A 15,812-nucleotide genomic window follows, 5' to 3' on the forward strand; every position below is an offset into this window, starting at 1 on the left:
TCATGTGTACGCCGACAGACAGGGCCTCAACCAGCGGTGGACCGGGCCGCCATCCCGCTGCCGGAGACCTTCACCGATCTGCTCGCCCGACTGGTGACAGAGATCGAAACGGTGGCGAAAACCTCACCGCTGGCAGCACTGCGAGCAGCGCGCCGGCTCGACGTGACCGCCGCACAGACCGCGTACTGGCCCGCCCACGAAGCCCGCCAGGACACGTCTCTCGAACAGGCCGCCACCGCACTCGGCCTGAATGAAGACACAGCACGCAAGCTGATGGCCCACTTCGGCGGCTGGAGCCCCTACCGCTGACATCCCAAGGCCGGAACGTCGCTCAAGGCCCCCTCCGGTGCAAGGGCGGGGCCCTCCCCTCGGTTTCATCCCTCGATCCGGTGGCCGTGGCGCCGGTCCCGGGTATGTCGGTGCCGGCCGTTGGTAGCAAGGCGTGACCAGCCGGTTCTTCGAGGGGACTTCCGTGCGCCGTACCGCCGTGCTCGCCGCCGCCGTGACCGCTCTGCTCCTTCCCGCCACCGCCCACACTGCTCCCAGTCGGGCCGCGGCCCCCGGGGACACCGTGACCCTGACCGTGAGCGAGGCCCTCGACGCGCTCGACATCGCGCCCGAGGACACCACCGAGTACAAGCGCAGCTACTTCAAGCACTGGATCGACGCCGACCGCGACGGGTGCAACACCCGCCAGGAGGTCCTGCTGGAAGAAGCCGTCGAAGCACCCGAGCAGGGCGCCGGCTGCAAGCTCACCGGGGGCCGCTGGTACAGCGCCTACGACGACACCTACATCAACGACCCCAGCGGCACGGACGCCGACCACCGCGTGCCGCTCAAGGAAGCCTGGGACAGCGGCGCCGCCGACTGGACCCCCGCAGAACGGCAGGACTTCGCCAACGACCTCGGCGACCCCCGCTCCCTGGTCATGGTCTCCGCGCGCAGCAACCGCTCCAAGGGCGAGAAGGACCCCGCCCAGTGGCAGCCCCCGGCCGCCGGAAACCGGTGCGAGTACAATACGCTGTGGGTGGTGGTGAAGACCCGGTTCCGTCTGTCCGTGGACCCCGCGGAGAAGACCGCGCTGGCCAGCGAACTGGCCGACTGCCCGGACGACGTGTTCATCGTCGAGCTGGCCCGGTAGCCGCCCGGCGGTCTCGTGCCAGCAGCAACGGCGGCAGACACCCACCCCGCTAGTCGTCCTTCCGAAAGTCCGGGCCCGGTTTCCGTTCGCCCACCTCATCACCCAGCGTTCACGACCATTGGCGCCCCGATCGGGTGACAGACCAGGGTCCGGCGAACTGCCAGCCCACTCCGGGGCGTGACAGCGGGCATGAGATCGATCAGCGAGGCACACGTGGCGCGGCCGGGTCTGGCCGTGGTGGAGATCGCCGCCTTGGACGACGCGACCGCTTTCGCCGTCCAGGAACTGCTTGCTGTCCAGTGCGCGATCGCCGCGGCAGAACGCACGGTGCACGAGCCCGGCGAACCCGGCGTACGGCTACGGCTCTTCCTCGACCTCCACCCCGACAACGACCAGGACAACCCCGTCAGCGACGGCGCACCGACGGGCACCACGTTGGCGGACACAGGCCCGGCCCGCCCCGGGGAAGGCCTCCATCGTGACGATGTGGACCCTGCCCGAGCCGATGCTCACCACCGCCGTGGACAGCCCTGACCTGCCCACCGGACACGGCGGAGATCAAGTGGCGGGAATGATCCACCGCCAGCCAGGGCCTTCGCCCAGGCTGCTACGGGACATGGAGGTAGGTCTACGCACCGTCGCTCGGTCGTTCGCCGCCGACTTCCACGCCTAGGTAGCTCTCGCGCAGGTACTCGTGGACCGCTTGCTCCGGGACCCGGAAAGCCCGGCCGACGCGTATGGCAGGGAGGTGGCCGCTGTGGACCAGCCGGTAGACCGTCATCTTGGAGACGCGCATCACGGAGGCGACTTCCGCGACGGTCAGGAACACGACCTCGTTCAGGGGGCGCTGCCTGGCCAGCCTGCTCGGTGGCGGGGGCGCCGGGGTGTCCTCCCATGGGGCAGGAGTGTCATCTGCGGGCTCGCCCAGCGTGCGCAGAAGCTGCTCCTTGCGCCGTGCCAGGTTCTCCCGGTCGACTTCTACGACTCCCGCCGTCTGGTCCATTAGGTGACCAAACAGGGTGTCGGTGTCGATGGAGCGGCTCCGCTCGTTGTCCGTCATGCCTGCTCCTCCTTTTGTTCGCGTGGCGGGAGTGCCTCGGCTTCTCCGGTGCCCACGGGCTTAACAGCCTCACGCAGCAGGGCACGAGCCTTGGATATGTGCTTGCGGACTCCGGATGGCTGCAGGTCCAGTAGGTAGGCGATCCGGACCGCGGAGTACTGCTCGATGAAGAACAACACGGCGATCTGCCGACGTCGTTCTGGAAGGCTGCAGATCACCTCCAAGCAGCGTTCGAGGTCAGCACGTGCAAGGACCACATCCACGAGATCGGGTCCCCGACCGGCGTACTTTTCTCGCTCCTCCGTGTCGAGTCGCTCCAGTTTGCGGGACGGCGGATGCCGTCGACCCACTTGTGGTGAACCACGCTGCGCAGCCAGTTGCGGCGCTCGTCATCGGTGCGGTCGACGAGTGAGTTCCACTGGACCGCAGCGGCGAGGAACGCCGTCTGCACGAGGTCCTCGGCTGCGGACTGGTCCTCTCCGGTCCGGACCATGGCGTAGCGCACCAGCCACTCGGCTTCCAGCTCCCATAACGCTGCGATCTGCCGCCTCGTCTCAGGGGGGAGTCGCATCCCTCCTTGACTCACACCGGTCCCCCATCGTGGTCCGTGGCTTCTCCTACCTGCACCCGCATGGCAGGCCCCCCTCGTCCTCGTTCCTGCACCACCACCGTCCCGGCGGGCGCGTTGCGCACCAGGGCGATCAGGGTTGCTCTCCGCTGCCATTCCGCCACCAGAGCGGACATGCCCACAAGGACGGCAACGAGACAGATCCCCAACTAGACCCTGGGCTGCGATAGGACCATCCACAGCCCGACTGTCCAGCGCCCCAGAAGAGTGTTCACGTCATGGAGTCGCACGAGGGGCCAAAAGCGCTGCCCGTCCGCATCAAGATTTTTCCGGAGAGACCCGCGGCATCAGCCAGACGCTGAGGTAACCGGCTCCCTTACGACCTTGGGGGCAATTGAGGTCCGGCAAGCTGGGCGGGGGCTGGTGGGCGGTTCAACAGATGTCGCGCGATTGGGCAGAGCGGCGACAGTCGGGGAGCTACGGGGCGAGGTCCTCGACCGGCTGACGCAGGATGGTCTTCAGCTTCTCGGGAGCGGTCTTGCGCGGATCGCTGAGGTAGATCTCGTGGTGCAGGCCCGTTGGCCGCAAGCCGTTAGCGGCGAGGTAGGTGTGGTGGAGTTCATGCAGCACGGGTGCCTCGTCGTCGTAGGAGCCGATGTGGAGCACTTGGGCGCTGGGGCCTTCGTGGAAGGTGAGGTGTCGGACCTGAGAGATCGTGGGAAGTTCCTTCTTGGCCAGCGCGGTCTGCTTGGCGTCCTCGATCAGCTCCTTGGTGATCCAGGTGGGCATGGTGATGAGCATGGTCCACTTCCAGCAGTCCTTGGCCCGGGTGGTGAAGGCTTCGGGCGTATCCGCCCACCACAGCCCTTCCAACGGAGCGACGACGAAATCACCGCCCACCGTGCGCTTGCTGACGAACTTGAGGGTGTAGGCGACCGCGTAGAGGGCCTCGACCGCGCGTGCGTAGGCGGGCGCCGTGTTGGGGTTACCTATGCCGTCGATGGCGATGAACTGCTGCTCGGGAACGTCCACGACGGCCCACGCCGTGTTCTTGGGCGCGTAGAACTCTTTCCGCTCCCGCTTGACGTCGTACGGAGCCATGGGTGTCTCGCTTCTCCTGGATGAGGCGTATCGCCCGGTGATACCCGCGTACGGCCTTGGGGCATTCGTCCCGGGCTGACGGGTTGTCAGTGGTAGGCGGCACGATCGGGAGATGTGACGTCTTCCCTGAATCGTGCCGCCCTGTCCCATCCTGCCTTCACCGGGATTTCCCGCCAACACTTCGCCGAGCTCGTCTTCGAGCTTGCGCCGCGTTGGGAGGCGTCCCGGGAATCCGACCGCACCGAACGCCGCGGTGGCCAGCGTCGGCGGGCGGCTGGTGCGGGCCGCAAGGCCAAGCTCGTGTTCACCGACCGGCTGCTTCTCACCCTCATCTGTCTGCGGCTGCGTACCCACTGGGCGTCAGTCAACGACACACATCAACCAACGATCCGATGATCTCGAAGGAAACGGCCTAGCCCGCGGTCCCGGCTGCTACGACCAGGGCCTCAGCGGCGAGCAGACCGAGCTTGTGGGAGGCGAGGGGGCTGTCACCCGTCAGGAGCTTCCGGTCCGGGCTGGAGGCCACCCGTACTCCGCGCGAGCTGCTGACCGGCCAGGAGGTCGGCCGCCACCTGCGCGAGGTCATCTGGATGTCGACGGTCGTCCGCTCCCGCGGGGTACGGCGGTGACCGCCACGGCGTCGAAGTCGGCCGCGCCGATAGACGTCGAGACCGTTCACGCCACGGACGACAGGCTGTTGTGGGGGGTCGACATCTCCGGGGGCGAGGGGGAGTACCTCGCCGGCCTGGTGCGCGGGCACGTCGGGCTGCTGGTGAAAGAGGTAACCCCGCTGGTGCCCCGGCTGCGCGGCCACCAGCGATACGTCGCCCGGTGGGTCCTCGTGCAGAGCCGGCGCATGCTCCGCACGTCCCGAGGCAACGCCTCCCCCGAGCAGCTGCGGGACCTGGCGACGCAGTGCCGCGCCCTGCTCGTCCTCCACGAGTTCGCCTCGGGATGGGTAACCGTCGATAATCCTGAGTGCTGTGTTGGGTGGTTCGACGAGACCACCCTTCACTCTCTGTGACGATTGAAATGTTGCGGGACGTGCACGAACCGTGGTCTTAGGATGCGCGAAATATGCAACCACCACCCGCGGGAGACAAGTTGAGAGAGCTGATCTGCGTCGCACCAGAGGTCCGGGACCGGCTCGTCGTTCGGTTCGGAGCTGAGGTGCTGGCCTGGTGTGATGAGTTGCCGGCTCTCGTGGACGAACTCGCTGCCCGCTGGAATCTGGAGCCTGTCGCGGCAGGCGGAGGAGGCACCTCGCGGGTGTTCCGATGCTTCAAGCGGGACACTGGCACCCCGGCGTGGCTGAAACTCACGCCGGAGCCCGGGATTGCCCGGGAGGAAGCCGAAGCTCTGCGGGCCTGGGCGAAGACGCCGTCGGTTGTCACGCTGCTGGCACAAGACCTGACCGCCGGGGCCCTGCTTCTGGAGGACGTGGAGCCGGGCGTGCAGGTGAGCCAGCGTGCATGGAATCTGACCGAGGTTGCGGCGCTACTGCGGGACCTGCGGGACCCTGCTCTCGCGCCGGGCGAGCACTCGGTACTGCGGCGTCTCTCACACCGCGTCGACTTCGTATTCGACTTGACCGACCGCAGGCTGGCAGCGCGCGACGTGAACGATCCGGCTGCCTCGAAGGTGCTTCGGCAGGCGCGGGCGGCAGCCCTGGAACTTGCAGGCAATGGGCCTGTGGGACTCGTGCATGGTGATCTCCACCCGGCCAACGTCCTGTCTGGTCCGGGCGCCCGCATGGTGGCGATTGACCCGAGGCCGACGTGGGGCGACCCGGACTTCGACGCTGTGGACTGGGTGTTCGAAGGAGTTGAAGATCCATCCGCGCTGGAGCAGAGGGTCGAGGAGCTGGCGGCGCTGGTTCCTGACATGTCTCCTCGTCGTGTGATGGGTTGGTGCCGTGCCCTGGCCGCCCTCATCGCGGTCCCCAGAATGTGTGCGGGGCGGGACGACTCAGAGACTCAGTTCCTCATGACTCTGGCCGACAGCTGAGTGCTCGGTCGGCCTCAAACGATCTCGTGCCACGGTGCCTGTCAGCCGCTGTGATCGCCCGGAGCGTAGCTTTTCCAGGGGCTCCGACGTCGGCGGCGCTGCGGGTGGTGCTCTTGTCGTGGTAGCCGAGTGCCTGGGCGATGACGGGGGCGGGGGTCTGAAGGACGAGCTGGCGGATAGCGGAGGTCCGGCCCTTCTCGGCCGGGATGCCGAGTTCACGGGGGGGGCGTCACGCAGGGTAGCGGGGTTCATGGGCTGGCTCGCGCGGCGGCCGGGGAAGAGCCAGGGCGAGTTCTGATTGATGGCGGGGGTGCTGGCGGGCAGGGCCTGGAGGTAGCTGAGCAGGAGGTCGGCCACGGGCTCAGGAACTGGGGTGGGCGGGTCGCCGAGCCGGAGTGCGACGTGCTGGCCCTCGCGAAGGACGTCGTCGACTGTCATGCGGACGATCCGGCTGACCGGCTGGGCGAACAGCAGGACCAGACACGCGGCGACCCGAACGTTTCATCAGGATCGAGGCCTTCGACACTGACGCTGCGGGCACCGCCACCGAGTTGCTGCGCTTCGGGCACCCCTGGGCCGCTGTCCACGCCATCCATGCCCCCGGGCGCTTCTTCTCACCCGGGCCCCCAAGGTTTCAGGCCGTTCACCCCGGTCAGTAGACGTCAGCCGTCCGCGGCCCCGTCGGCGTCATCGACACGGCCGTCGCTTTGCCGCAGACCCGACGCGCGCTGCGCGTCAGGAGTTCTCCTGGGGTTCGGGTCCGCTGGGCGGGGTGGGGAAGACGTCGGTGCCGGTGGTCTTGGTGATGTGGGGAGGGAGAGGGATACCGGTGCGCAGGGCGGGGTCGGGTACCGGGGGTCCCCAGAGTGTGGTGACGGGGAGTACGCCGGCCCAGACGTCCAGGCCGGCGTCGGGGCTGTCGCCGTCGTCGGGCGGGCCGGTGCGTACCTTCACGGACGCCTCCGCCAGGTCGAGGGCCAGCAGTGTGGTGGCCGCGAGTTCCTTGCGGCTGGGTGTGCGGGCGTAGTCCCACTGTCCGGGCACGCACTGCTCCGTCAGTACGCGCAGGCCTTCGAGTTTCTCGTCGGGGTCGGTGACCACGCGTGGGGTGGCGTAGATCATGGCGCAGCGGTAGTTGACGCCGTGCTCGAAGACGGAGCGGGCCAGGACGATTCCGTCGAGCTGGGTCACGGTCACGCAGACCGTGGCGTCGGGTGCCTGGACGAGGCTGCGGCCGGCCACGGACCCGTGGACGTAGAGGGTGTCGGCGGTGGCGCCGTACGCGGTGGGGACGGCCATGGGGGTGCCGTCGACCACCACGGCCAGGTGGCACAGGAACCCAGCGGCCAGGACGGCGTCCAGGTCCGAGCGTCGGGTACGGCCCTTCTCGCGCATGCGGCGCAGTCGGGTCCGGTCGGTGACGGGGAGGCTGGGGGTGGGGGTGGTGTGGGTGTCGGGTGTCATGGGAGCACTTTCTCGTGTGCCTCCAGCAGGGCCAGGGTGTCGATGGTGGCCTGTGCCGCGGCCGCGGGTGCGGTCTTGAAACCGGCGCCCGACCAGGCGGTGGCCATGACCAGGGGGGAATCGTCCGGTTCGGCGCCCAGGACGGGTCCTTCGTCGCTGTAGAGGTCGACGCCGTACCGGCCGCCGAGACAGGCCGCCCCGGCGATCCACGGCCAGCGCCGGCTCACTCCGGTCCTGATGTGCTCGATCTGGTCGGTGGTCAGTTCGTCGCCGCCGTCGGCCGGTACGTCCCACTCCTCGACCGGCCGTCCGGCGAGGAAGCCTCCGGTGGCGGGGCCGTCCGGCTGGGGGCGGCCCCACATGCCGGTGACGAGGTCGCTGACCGCGGGCAGCCGGCGGCCGGCCCGGTCGAAGTAGGCGTAGCGGATGCGTTTGGTGCGCACGCGGGGCCGGGGGCCGGGGTGGGGGGACGTGGGCCCGGCCGACAGCCGGTGACCGGCTATGGCGGGTGTGCCGGCGCCGGCGGCGAGGACCGCGACGCGGGCGGTGACGGTGCCGGAGTCCAGGGTCACGCGTACGCCGTCCGGGCTCGTGATGACCTCCTGGACCGTGCCGGGCAGTGCGGTGGCCCCGTCGCGCAGGGCCAGGTCGAGGTGGGTGCGGGCCACGGTGGGGGGATGGGTGTGGCCGCCGGCGGGTTCCCAGAGGGCTCCCGCGAGGTCGTCGACCGTCATGTCCGGGAAGCGGTCGTGCACCTGGTCGGGGCTCAGCAGGTGGACTTCGATGCCGGCGGCGGTCAGTTCCGCCGCTCCGGCGCGTGCTTCGGCGAGGTCGTCGGCGCCCAGCAGGACCAGCGATCCGGTGCGGTGGAAGGGGAAGCCCGGCCCGTCGGTGGTGGGGTGGGTGCGGGACCACAGGAGGGTGGTGCTGCGGATCGCCAGCGCCCGTTGTACGGGGTCGGGTTCGTAGGCCCGTACCAGTCCGCCGGAGAAGTCGGTGGCCCCGGGGCGTTGGGCGCAGGGCAGGGTGACGGCGACACGGCGTCCGGCCGCCGCCAGTGTCGCGGCGGTCGCGGAGCCGACGACGCCCGCGCCGATCACGACGACGTCGTAGTCGGGGGTGTGGGGGGTGGGGTGGTGCCGTGGTAGGGCGGGCGGGGCGGGTGGGACGGGGGCCACCTCCCAGCCGTCACCCGGGGCGGACGTCACCGGGTCGCCGTCCGGGGTGAAGTCGAAGCCGGCGGTGGTGCGCAGGGTAGTCAGCAGACCGTCGCCCCCGCCGGATACCGGGCGCGTGCGCAGGGCCGTGGCCAGGGCGGTGAAGGCCGCCGTGACGCGGGCCGGGGCGCCGCCGCGCAGGCGGGCCACGCGTGCTCCGCGTCCCGCCGGGCCGGCCAGTTCGGCGAACTCGTCGACCGCGCAGTCGTCCGTGACGTACAGCTGTCCGGTGAAACCCGTCTCGCGCAGGTGCCGGACGGTGCGGGCGGCGCCGAAGTGGGTGCCGCACACCACGATCGCCGCCTCGGGGGGTGGCGGCCCCTCGTCGGTGGCCGGTCGTTCGACGGACAGGCCGGGCGGGTGTCCGGGGAGGTCGGTGAAGACGGCGGCCAGTCGGGCGCCGTACTCGCTGCCGTCGTCGGTGACCAGCAGCCGGCGATGTCCCCGCGCGGCGGCGTCCGCGCACAGGGCGGGTGCCTGGCCGTGGTCGGTGGGGCACCAGCGCAGCGCACCGCCTCCGCTGCCGTCGAGCAGGCCCGGCGCGGTCGCCAGCGGGAGCACCACGGGCAGGCCGGCCGCCCGGTACAGGGGCAGTGCCGCCCGGGCGCCCATGCTGTTGAAGTGCCCGATGACGGCGTCGTAGCCGCCGCGGGCGACGACGGCGGCGGCCACGGTGGCGCCGGCCGCGGTGTCGCCCCGGTCGTCATGGAAGTCCCAGCGCAGCCAGGAGTGCGTCTGCCGGGCGGCGGCGTGCCGCAGCAGCTCGCCCCAGGCGGCCCGGGGGCCGCTGAAGGGGCCGACGACCGCGACCCGGGCCGGGCGTACGTCGTCACGCACCGAAGATCTCCTTGGCCTGCGCCGGTGTGCCGAGGACGGTGCCGGGGGCCGGGGGCACGAGGGCGTCCTCGTGGACGCGCCGGCCGGGAGCGAGCCCGAGCAGGGCGGCCAACCGGGCCGAGCCGTGCGGCAGGGCGGGCGCTGCCCACGCCGACAGGGCGGCGGCGACGGCCAGTTGCCCGGCCAGGGCGGCTCGGTGGGCAGTTTCACCGCGCGGCCGGTCCCGCTCGTGGGCGCTGACGTGGCCGAAGACGGCGGCGCCCGCGACGATCTCGTCGAGCAGGGCGATCGCCCGGCGGGTGTCGAAGCCGTCGACTCCGTAGGCCTCCCGCAGGGCGGTGACGTCCTGGCGCAGCCGGGTGCTGAGGCGGTCCCAGAGTTGTCCGCGGGGGGCCTCGGCAGGGGCGCGGCCGTCGCACTCGTCGGCCACGGCGGTGAACAGGGCGAGGAGCCAGTCGTTCCAGTCGCGTGTGAGGTGGTCGCGGCTGCGGGCGAGGGCGGTGAGGCTGAAGCTGGTCTGACGTCCTTCGGGGCGGTCCGCCAGGACGTGGTAGCGCAGCACGTCGGGGCTGGTGCGGGCGAGTTCCTCGTGGGCCCACACCGCGTGCTGCCGGCTGGTGGAGAACTTCAGGCCCTCCAGCCGGTAGAACTCGTTGACGACGAAGGCGCGGGGCAGCGGAATGCTCCGGTCGTAGGCCGTGAACGCCGCCGGGAAGAGCAGGGCGTGGAAGTAGCCGTTGTCGATGCCGAAGAACTGCACGGGCGCGGGCGGTGTGGCGGGGAGGTGGCCGCGTGCCTGGGAGTACTCCCGCAGGTAGCCGGGGGCCATCTCGAACCACACGTAGATCCGCTGGTCCCGCAGTCCCTCGACCGGGACGGGGATCCCCCAGTCGCCCGGGTGGCTGACCGCGATCTCGGGCAGACCGTCGGCGGCCATCCGCTCGCACAGCGCCCTGAGGTGCGGCGGCATGTCCACGCGCTCCCAGAAGGCGGCCAGGTCGTCCGTGAAGGCGGCCAGCGGGAAGTAGAGGCGGCGGCAGTCGCGCAGTGCGGGCCGCTCGCCGCACAGGGTGCAGTGGGGGTCGAGCAGGTCGGCGCAGTCGTTGGGCCGGCCGCACGGCTCGCAGGCGTTGCCGTTGGAGCGGGAGCCGCAGTGCGGGCAGTCGCCCACCACGTACGCCTCGTACAGCCAGCGCTCGCACGGCTCGCAGTACGGCAGGGGCCGGGTGCGGGCCACCAGGTGGCCGGCGTCGTACAGCCGCTGGAGGAACTCCTGCACGAACTCGGTGTAGCCGGGGTCGGTGCGCGGGTGCACGAGCTGGTCGAAGTCGACGCCGGCGGTGCGCCAGACGTGCTCGATCGTCTCGGTGTGGCCGTCGGCGACGTCCTCGCCGCTGCGCCCGCCGTCCTTCGCGCCGCGGACGGGGACGTAGGTCTGGTGGTCGTCGAGTCCCGTGGTGTAGAGGACGTCGTGGCCCTCGGCGCCGAGGAAGCGGCGCAGTACGTCACCGGCGACGTAGGGGCCGGCGAGGTGGCCGATGTGCAGGGGGCCGTTGGGGGTGGGAGGGGTGGCGGTGATCCAGGAGGGGGGCGTGGTGGTCATGCCGCACCGTCCTGACGGTCCTGGGCCGGCTCGTGCAGGGGCCAGTACAGGGAGACCCATGTCAGCCTGTCGTCACGGCTGTTGTGGACGACGTGCTCCTGGTTGCGCGGGAGGACGACGACGTCGCCGGGCTCGAAGGTCTCGGTCTCGCCGGCCAGGGTGACGCTGCCGGAGCCCGACAGGATGATCATGACCTCGTCCTGGTCGTGGCAGTCGGGGTCGGAGTCGGCGCCGCCGTCGAGGAAGCACGCCATGGCACCCACGGGCGGCTCTTCGGCAGCCCCGGGCCAGGGGATGATGCGCTGACAGGCCATGCCGAACTCCCGTTCGGCCTGGGTTTCATGGATACGGAACTTGGTGACCACGCTCTGACCTCGGTCTGGTGTGTGGTGGGACGGGTGGGCGCGCCTGGGGGTGGTGGCGGGGAGGGGGCCGGGCGGGCGGGTGGGTGCGTGGGGGCGGCCCGGCACGGAGAGTAAGTTCTGGCCCTTGTGGGGCGGTTGAGGCGGGTGGCGCGGTGGACGTCCTCGTCGGCGGCGCGGTGGGGCACGCCGGGTGCGGCGTGGTGGGTCACGCCGAGGTGCGCGCGGTGGGTCACGCCGGGGTGCGGCGGGGGGCGCGCAGGACGCCCAGGAGCGTGCAGACGGTGGCGGCGAGTGCGGCCAGGAGCAGGCCGATGCCGCCGAAGCACAGGAACGCCAGGGCGATGAGCGAGGTGAGCAGGCCGACGTTGCGGATCGCCCGCGGGGCCCGCGCGCGGATGGCGGCGGCCGCGGCGGCGACGTACAGCATCAGGAAGGAGCTGCTGGTCATGGCGAGGATGACGGTGTCGTCGAGTCCGGTGACGGACAGGCCGCCCAGCACCGCCGTGTAGGACACGGTGAGGACGGCGAGGACGCGGAGGGGGGCGCCTTGGGCACGTTCCGCGGCGGGCGTGACCGTCAGGGAGCGGGGCAGCAGGCCGTCCCTGGCGCCGGCCGCCATGAGACGCGACGCGCCCAGCACCCAGGCGTTGGTGGCGACCATCGCCAGTCCGAGCGCCACCAGGGCGCCGACGACCCTTCCGGTGTGGCCGAGGGGCGCTTCGAGGAGGGCGGTGACGACCATCGTGCCGTCCGAGGGGACGGCGAGGTAGGCGGCGGTCACCGACAGGTAGAGCAGGCCGATCACCGGGACGGCCCAGCGCACGGCGCGGCGGTAGCTGCGGGCGGGGTCGGCCACCTCGTCGGCGAGGGTGGAGACGTTCTCCCAGCCGAGGAAGGAGAAGAACGCGGTGACCACGGCGGCCCCCACGCCGCCCCAGCCGTGGGGGACGAACGGGTCGTAGCGGGCGGCCTCCATGTGCGGGGCGGCCAGGGCCACCGCCAGACCGAGGCCGGTCAGCAGCACCACCAGGCAGATCGCCTGGACCCGCGCCCCGGTGTGCAGGCCCAGGGTGTTGAAGAGGACCGAGAGGGCCATGAAGGCCGCCGCCACCGCGTACACCGGGCCGTCGGGGTGGCCGGTCAGGTCCAGGAAGTAGCGCGCGGAGATGATGCCCATGATCGGGTTGCCGATCACGTAGGTGGTGATCAGCAGCAGCCCCGCGGCATGAGCGGCCCGTTCGCCGAAGCCGAGGCGGACCACGACCGTCAGCCCCGAGGCGTCGGGGCGCCAGGCGGACATCTCGGCGAAGAACTTCGCGAAGGGGTAGGAGGCGGCGGCCAGCACCGCCCAGGCGAGCAGGGATGCGGGGCCGGCCTGCTGGGCCGTCACGCCGGGGACGTAGAGGATGCCCGTGCCGACGAGGCTGGTGATGTAGAAGATCACCAGTGCGCGTACGCCGAGGCCGGTCCGCCGGGGTGGTGGGGGCGGAGCGGTCGGCGTGGTCGGCGCCGTCGGCTCGGTGGCCTTCCCGACTGGAGCTGTGTCGCCCGCGGGCAGCCCTGGTCCACGAGACACGGTGGTCGTTCCCCCTCGTCCGGAGTGGTGGCTCGGCGCACCGGTCCCCGGTCGTGTACGTCGGTGCGCGCCGTGTCCCGCAGGGTAGGTCGCCGCACTCGTGGGCCGGTCGAGCCGTCCCGGCCGCTCCCGGGGGCGAGGCGAGGCCGGGGCGGGCTTCCAGGGTTCCGCGACGCGCTTGCAGCGAGGCTTCAGCGGGTCTGTGGTGAGCCTCCGGTGGGCCCTGGGACGGTGCACGGCGATCGTGCGCGTCGGGTGCGCGTGCGTGTCGCGGGCAGGCGCACCGGGGCGTCGGCCGTCAGGCGGGCCCGTGCCCGCAGGGGCCGTAGGGGCCGCAGGGGGCCGCCGGTGAAGGGTGGGGGCGGGTGGGACGTGGCTCAGGCGGCGCCGTCCGAGGCCGTCCCGGACGTGAGGTGCTCGGGCTTGCTGTACTCGGGCTCGGTGCGCCCGGGCTTGGTGTAGAGGACGTCGCGGGCCTGTTCCGCGGCGCGGGCGGTGCTCTCGGAGACGAAGTCCAGGAAACGGGCGATGTTCTCCAGGCGGGCGCCGGCCGGGGTGTGGGAGCCGAGGACGCCGACGCCCTGCCGGGCGGTCTCGACGACCTGGGCGATGGACCGGGCGCTGGCCATCATCGACTGGTACCAGACGTCGTCGTCGACCACGTAGCGCTCGCGGCGGCGTTCGTCGCGTTCGCGGCGGACGAAGCCCTGGCTCTCCAGGAACGCGATCGCCTTGGACACGGACGCCGGGCTGACCTGGAGGCGCTGGGCGAGGTCGGAGGCGGTGAGGCTGCCCGAGTCGGTGAGGCAGAGGCAGGCCAGCACCCGGGCCATCATCTTGGGCATGCCGGAGGCCATGACGACGGTGGTGAACACCTCCTCGTACTCGCGCACCGCCTCGGCGTCGCGCCCGTGGGGCTGCGCCGGCGTCCTGGAGTCGCGGGGGGCGGTCTGCCGGCGGCGGTGGGCGCGGTGTTCGGTGGCGCGGTGGGCCAGGTCGGCGCGGTAGGAGGTGGGGCCGCCGTTGCGCATCACCTCGCGCGTGATGGTCGAGGTGGGGCGGTCCAGGCGCCTGGCGATCTCGGCGTAGGCGAGGCCGTCGGCCAGTCCCAGCGCGATCTGCTGGCGTTCCTGCTGGGTGAGCCTGCCTCCCGGCATCGCGGTCTCCTCACGTGTTCCGTGGTGTCTGCCACCATCGCGTCTTCCACCATAGCGTTCAATCACACTCTATTGCAACGAAGGAGATCCAGGGAGTTGCATTAGCTTTAGCGCCATTGCAACGTTTTCTCGGCTCTCACCTGCGTAAATGTCGAACCTATGCGACGAGCATGTTGCCAGATCCATGAACGCAACGTAGCGTTTCCATCATCAGAAACAACGAACCGAAGGAGTGCACGATGCAGCTGGACAAGAGCGCGACGCAGAGGTTCGACACCCCCGCCCCCGTCGCGGCCGTCATCGACATCCCCGCCGGGCACATCCGGTTCATCGCCGCCGACCGCACCGACACCACCGTCGAGATCCTGCCCGCCAACGCGTCCAAGAGCCGCGACGTGAAGGCGGCGGAGCAGACCACGGTCGCCTACGCCGACGGTGTCCTGCGCGTCGAGGCCCCGGCGGCCAGGAACCGGCTCATGGGTCCTTCCGGAGTCATCGAGGTGACCGTCCAGCTGCCCACCGGATCCCACGTCGAGGCGAAGGCCGCCAGCGCCGAACTGCGGGGCGTCGGACGCCTCGGCGACGTCGTCCTGGAGGCCGCGCAGGGCACGGTCAAGCTCGACGAGACCGCGAACGCCCGCCTCGCCCTCGCCGCCGGCGACGTCACCGTCCACCGCCTCAACGGCCCCGCCGAGATCAGCACCCAGAAGGGCGACCTCCGCGTCACCGAAGCCGTACGCGGCACCGTCACCCTGCGCACCGAGCACGGCGACATCACCGTCGGCGCCGCCCGCGGCACCTCCGCCACCCTCGACGCCGGCACCACCTACGGCCGTATCCAGAACAGCCTCAACAACACCGACGGACCCGACGCCGCCCTCACCATCCACGCCACCACCGCCTACGGCGACATCACCGCCCGCAGCCTGTAGCAGCCCCCGACACCAGGAAGGACACCACCATGAAGCCGCTGCCCGGAGAGAGGTGCGAGGTGGCGGCTTCGGCCGGTCCCGGGCCGGTCGCCTCGTTCGTACGGTTCGTGATCTCCGGCGGCGGTGTCGGAGTCCTCTCCAGCTTCGCGGTACCGCTGCTGGCCGTGACGATGCCCTGGGCGGTCTCGAACGCCGTCGTCACCATCGTCTCCACCCTGCTGTGCACGGAGCTCCACGCCCGCTTCACCTTCGCCAAGGGGCGCGGCGCCGGATGGCGGGAGCACTGGCAGTCCGCGGGCTCGGCCACCGCCGCCTTCCTCGCGACCGGCATCGCCGTCCACGTCCTGCACCTGGTGCAGCCCTCCGCCGGCCTGCCGACCGAGCAGCTCGTCTATCTCGGCGCCTCGGGTCTCGCCGGCGCGGGCCGCTTCCTCGTCCTGCGCCTGTACGTCTTCGCCGGCCGCCCCGCCCGTGCCGTACGGCCCTCGGCGCGGCGGGGAGCGGCGTCCCCCGTTCTCGCGGCGGCGTAGGCGCGTACGCGAAGTCCCGGACCCGCGAAGTCCCGGACCCGCGAAGTCTCGTAGCGCGAAGCCCGTACCGGCGAAGTCCCGTACGGCCAACGGCCGGAACCGGTCCGTTCGCTCGACGTCCGCTCGAGGGTCAGTCCTTCTCCCGTGGAGGATCCGGCCTCGCGGCTCCCTGCTGGGTCAACGTGTCCGTGTGACGGAGCCGTCCGCCCGGCCGTCATGCCCGTACGGCAACGGCCGGCCGCACGCGTTCCAAC

The 15,812-nt window shown here is 71.1% G+C and carries 19 protein-coding genes; 8 read left to right on the forward strand and 11 right to left on the reverse strand.

Going from position 1 to position 15,812, the window contains the following annotated elements; all coding sequences use genetic code 11:
- Positions 1-36 precede the first annotated feature (36 nt).
- The 3 genes from ACFIF2_RS32730 (at position 37) to ACFIF2_RS32740 (ending at position 1,675) form a co-directional block, all read left to right on the forward strand.
- Entirely contained in the window at positions 37-309 is a 273-nt protein-coding gene (locus tag ACFIF2_RS32730) for a hypothetical protein (protein ID WP_395576906.1), read from the forward strand.
- Between the two features lie 163 nt (positions 310-472).
- Positions 473-1,141 (forward strand): HNH endonuclease family protein, encoded by a 669-nt coding sequence (locus ACFIF2_RS32735; RefSeq protein ID WP_395576907.1) that lies wholly within the window; start codon positions 473-475, stop codon positions 1,139-1,141.
- A gap of 189 nt (positions 1,142-1,330) precedes the next feature.
- Entirely contained in the window at positions 1,331-1,675 is a 345-nt protein-coding gene (locus tag ACFIF2_RS32740) for a DUF6207 family protein (RefSeq protein WP_395576908.1), read from the forward strand.
- Positions 1,676-1,769: 94 nt separating this feature from the next.
- Here ACFIF2_RS32740 and ACFIF2_RS32745 read toward each other — a convergent pair whose 3' ends face one another.
- The 4 genes from ACFIF2_RS32745 to ACFIF2_RS32760 form a co-directional block, all read right to left on the reverse strand.
- Positions 1,770-2,000: a helix-turn-helix domain-containing protein gene (locus ACFIF2_RS32745; RefSeq protein ID WP_395576935.1), complete on the reverse strand. Its 231-nt coding sequence runs from the start codon at positions 1,998-2,000 to the stop codon at positions 1,770-1,772.
- Positions 2,001-2,197: 197 nt separating this feature from the next.
- Positions 2,198-2,464 (reverse strand): RNA polymerase sigma factor, encoded by a 267-nt coding sequence (locus ACFIF2_RS32750; RefSeq protein ID WP_395576909.1) that lies wholly within the window; start codon positions 2,462-2,464, stop codon positions 2,198-2,200.
- A complete protein-coding gene (locus tag ACFIF2_RS32755) occupies positions 2,416-2,772 on the reverse strand; it encodes an RNA polymerase sigma factor (RefSeq protein WP_395576910.1) in 357 nt (118 codons plus the stop codon). The genes ACFIF2_RS32750 and ACFIF2_RS32755 overlap by 49 nt, the downstream gene beginning before the upstream one ends.
- 474 nt (positions 2,773-3,246) lie before the next feature.
- Positions 3,247-3,870: a GyrI-like domain-containing protein gene (locus ACFIF2_RS32760; RefSeq protein ID WP_395576911.1), complete on the reverse strand. Its 624-nt coding sequence runs from the start codon at positions 3,868-3,870 to the stop codon at positions 3,247-3,249.
- Between the two features lie 114 nt (positions 3,871-3,984).
- Here ACFIF2_RS32760 and ACFIF2_RS32765 point away from each other — a divergent pair, with 114 nt between their 5' ends.
- On the forward strand, positions 3,985-4,266 hold the full coding sequence (locus ACFIF2_RS32765) for a hypothetical protein (protein WP_395576912.1): 282 nt from the start codon (positions 3,985-3,987) through the stop codon (positions 4,264-4,266).
- Between the two features lie 16 nt (positions 4,267-4,282).
- On the opposite strand, the gene ACFIF2_RS32770 is transcribed toward ACFIF2_RS32765, so the two are convergent.
- On the reverse strand, positions 4,283-4,456 hold the full coding sequence (locus tag ACFIF2_RS32770; RefSeq protein ID WP_395576913.1) for a hypothetical protein: 174 nt from the start codon (positions 4,454-4,456) through the stop codon (positions 4,283-4,285).
- A 39-nt stretch (positions 4,457-4,495) separates the two neighbouring features.
- Here ACFIF2_RS32770 and ACFIF2_RS32775 point away from each other — a divergent pair, with 39 nt between their 5' ends.
- Together ACFIF2_RS32775 and ACFIF2_RS32780 are read left to right on the forward strand one after the other, a co-directional pair.
- Entirely contained in the window at positions 4,496-4,894 is a 399-nt protein-coding gene (locus ACFIF2_RS32775; RefSeq protein WP_395576914.1) for a DUF6415 family natural product biosynthesis protein, read from the forward strand.
- Between the two features lie 80 nt (positions 4,895-4,974).
- Positions 4,975-5,877: an aminoglycoside phosphotransferase family protein gene (locus tag ACFIF2_RS32780; RefSeq protein ID WP_395576915.1), complete on the forward strand. Its 903-nt coding sequence runs from the start codon at positions 4,975-4,977 to the stop codon at positions 5,875-5,877.
- Between the two features lie 735 nt (positions 5,878-6,612).
- Here ACFIF2_RS32780 and ACFIF2_RS32785 read toward each other — a convergent pair.
- The 6 genes from ACFIF2_RS32785 to ACFIF2_RS32810 all read right to left on the reverse strand — a co-directional run bounded on the left by ACFIF2_RS32785 (position 6,613) and on the right by ACFIF2_RS32810 (position 14,096).
- Positions 6,613-7,341, reverse strand: coding sequence for a pyridoxamine 5'-phosphate oxidase family protein (locus ACFIF2_RS32785; RefSeq protein ID WP_395576916.1), 729 nt, complete (start codon positions 7,339-7,341; stop codon positions 6,613-6,615).
- A complete protein-coding gene (locus ACFIF2_RS32790) occupies positions 7,338-9,395 on the reverse strand; it encodes an FAD-dependent oxidoreductase (RefSeq protein ID WP_395576917.1) in 2,058 nt (685 codons plus the stop codon). Before ACFIF2_RS32790 ends, ACFIF2_RS32785 begins: the two co-directional genes overlap by 4 nt.
- Positions 9,388-10,998, reverse strand: coding sequence for a methionine--tRNA ligase (locus ACFIF2_RS32795; RefSeq protein WP_395576918.1), 1,611 nt, complete (start codon positions 10,996-10,998; stop codon positions 9,388-9,390). The genes ACFIF2_RS32790 and ACFIF2_RS32795 overlap by 8 nt, the downstream gene beginning before the upstream one ends.
- Positions 10,995-11,363 carry a cupin domain-containing protein gene (locus ACFIF2_RS32800; RefSeq protein ID WP_395576919.1) on the reverse strand — a complete coding sequence of 123 codons (369 nt, stop codon included), beginning with the start codon at positions 11,361-11,363 and terminating at the stop codon, positions 10,995-10,997. Before ACFIF2_RS32800 ends, ACFIF2_RS32795 begins: the two co-directional genes overlap by 4 nt.
- Before the next feature lie 229 nt (positions 11,364-11,592).
- Positions 11,593-12,939: an APC family permease gene (locus ACFIF2_RS32805; RefSeq protein ID WP_395576920.1), complete on the reverse strand. Its 1,347-nt coding sequence runs from the start codon at positions 12,937-12,939 to the stop codon at positions 11,593-11,595.
- Positions 12,940-13,316: 377 nt separating this feature from the next.
- Positions 13,317-14,096, reverse strand: coding sequence for a helix-turn-helix domain-containing protein (locus tag ACFIF2_RS32810; RefSeq protein WP_395576921.1), 780 nt, complete (start codon positions 14,094-14,096; stop codon positions 13,317-13,319).
- 239 nt (positions 14,097-14,335) lie between these two features.
- Here ACFIF2_RS32810 and ACFIF2_RS32815 point away from each other — a divergent pair, with 239 nt between their 5' ends.
- Together ACFIF2_RS32815 and ACFIF2_RS32820 are read left to right on the forward strand one after the other, a co-directional pair.
- The gene (locus tag ACFIF2_RS32815) at positions 14,336-15,028 is read left to right on the forward strand and encodes a DUF4097 family beta strand repeat-containing protein (RefSeq protein ID WP_395576922.1); all 693 of its coding nucleotides are present in this window, start codon (positions 14,336-14,338) and stop codon (positions 15,026-15,028) included.
- Positions 15,029-15,057: 29 nt separating this feature from the next.
- On the forward strand, positions 15,058-15,558 hold the full coding sequence (locus ACFIF2_RS32820; protein WP_395576923.1) for a GtrA family protein: 501 nt from the start codon (positions 15,058-15,060) through the stop codon (positions 15,556-15,558).
- Positions 15,559-15,812: the final 254 nt, after the last annotated feature.

It is taken from the genome of Streptomyces sp. BK79, assembly GCF_044142145.1.
Lineage (GTDB): Bacteria > Actinomycetota > Actinomycetes > Streptomycetales > Streptomycetaceae > Streptomyces.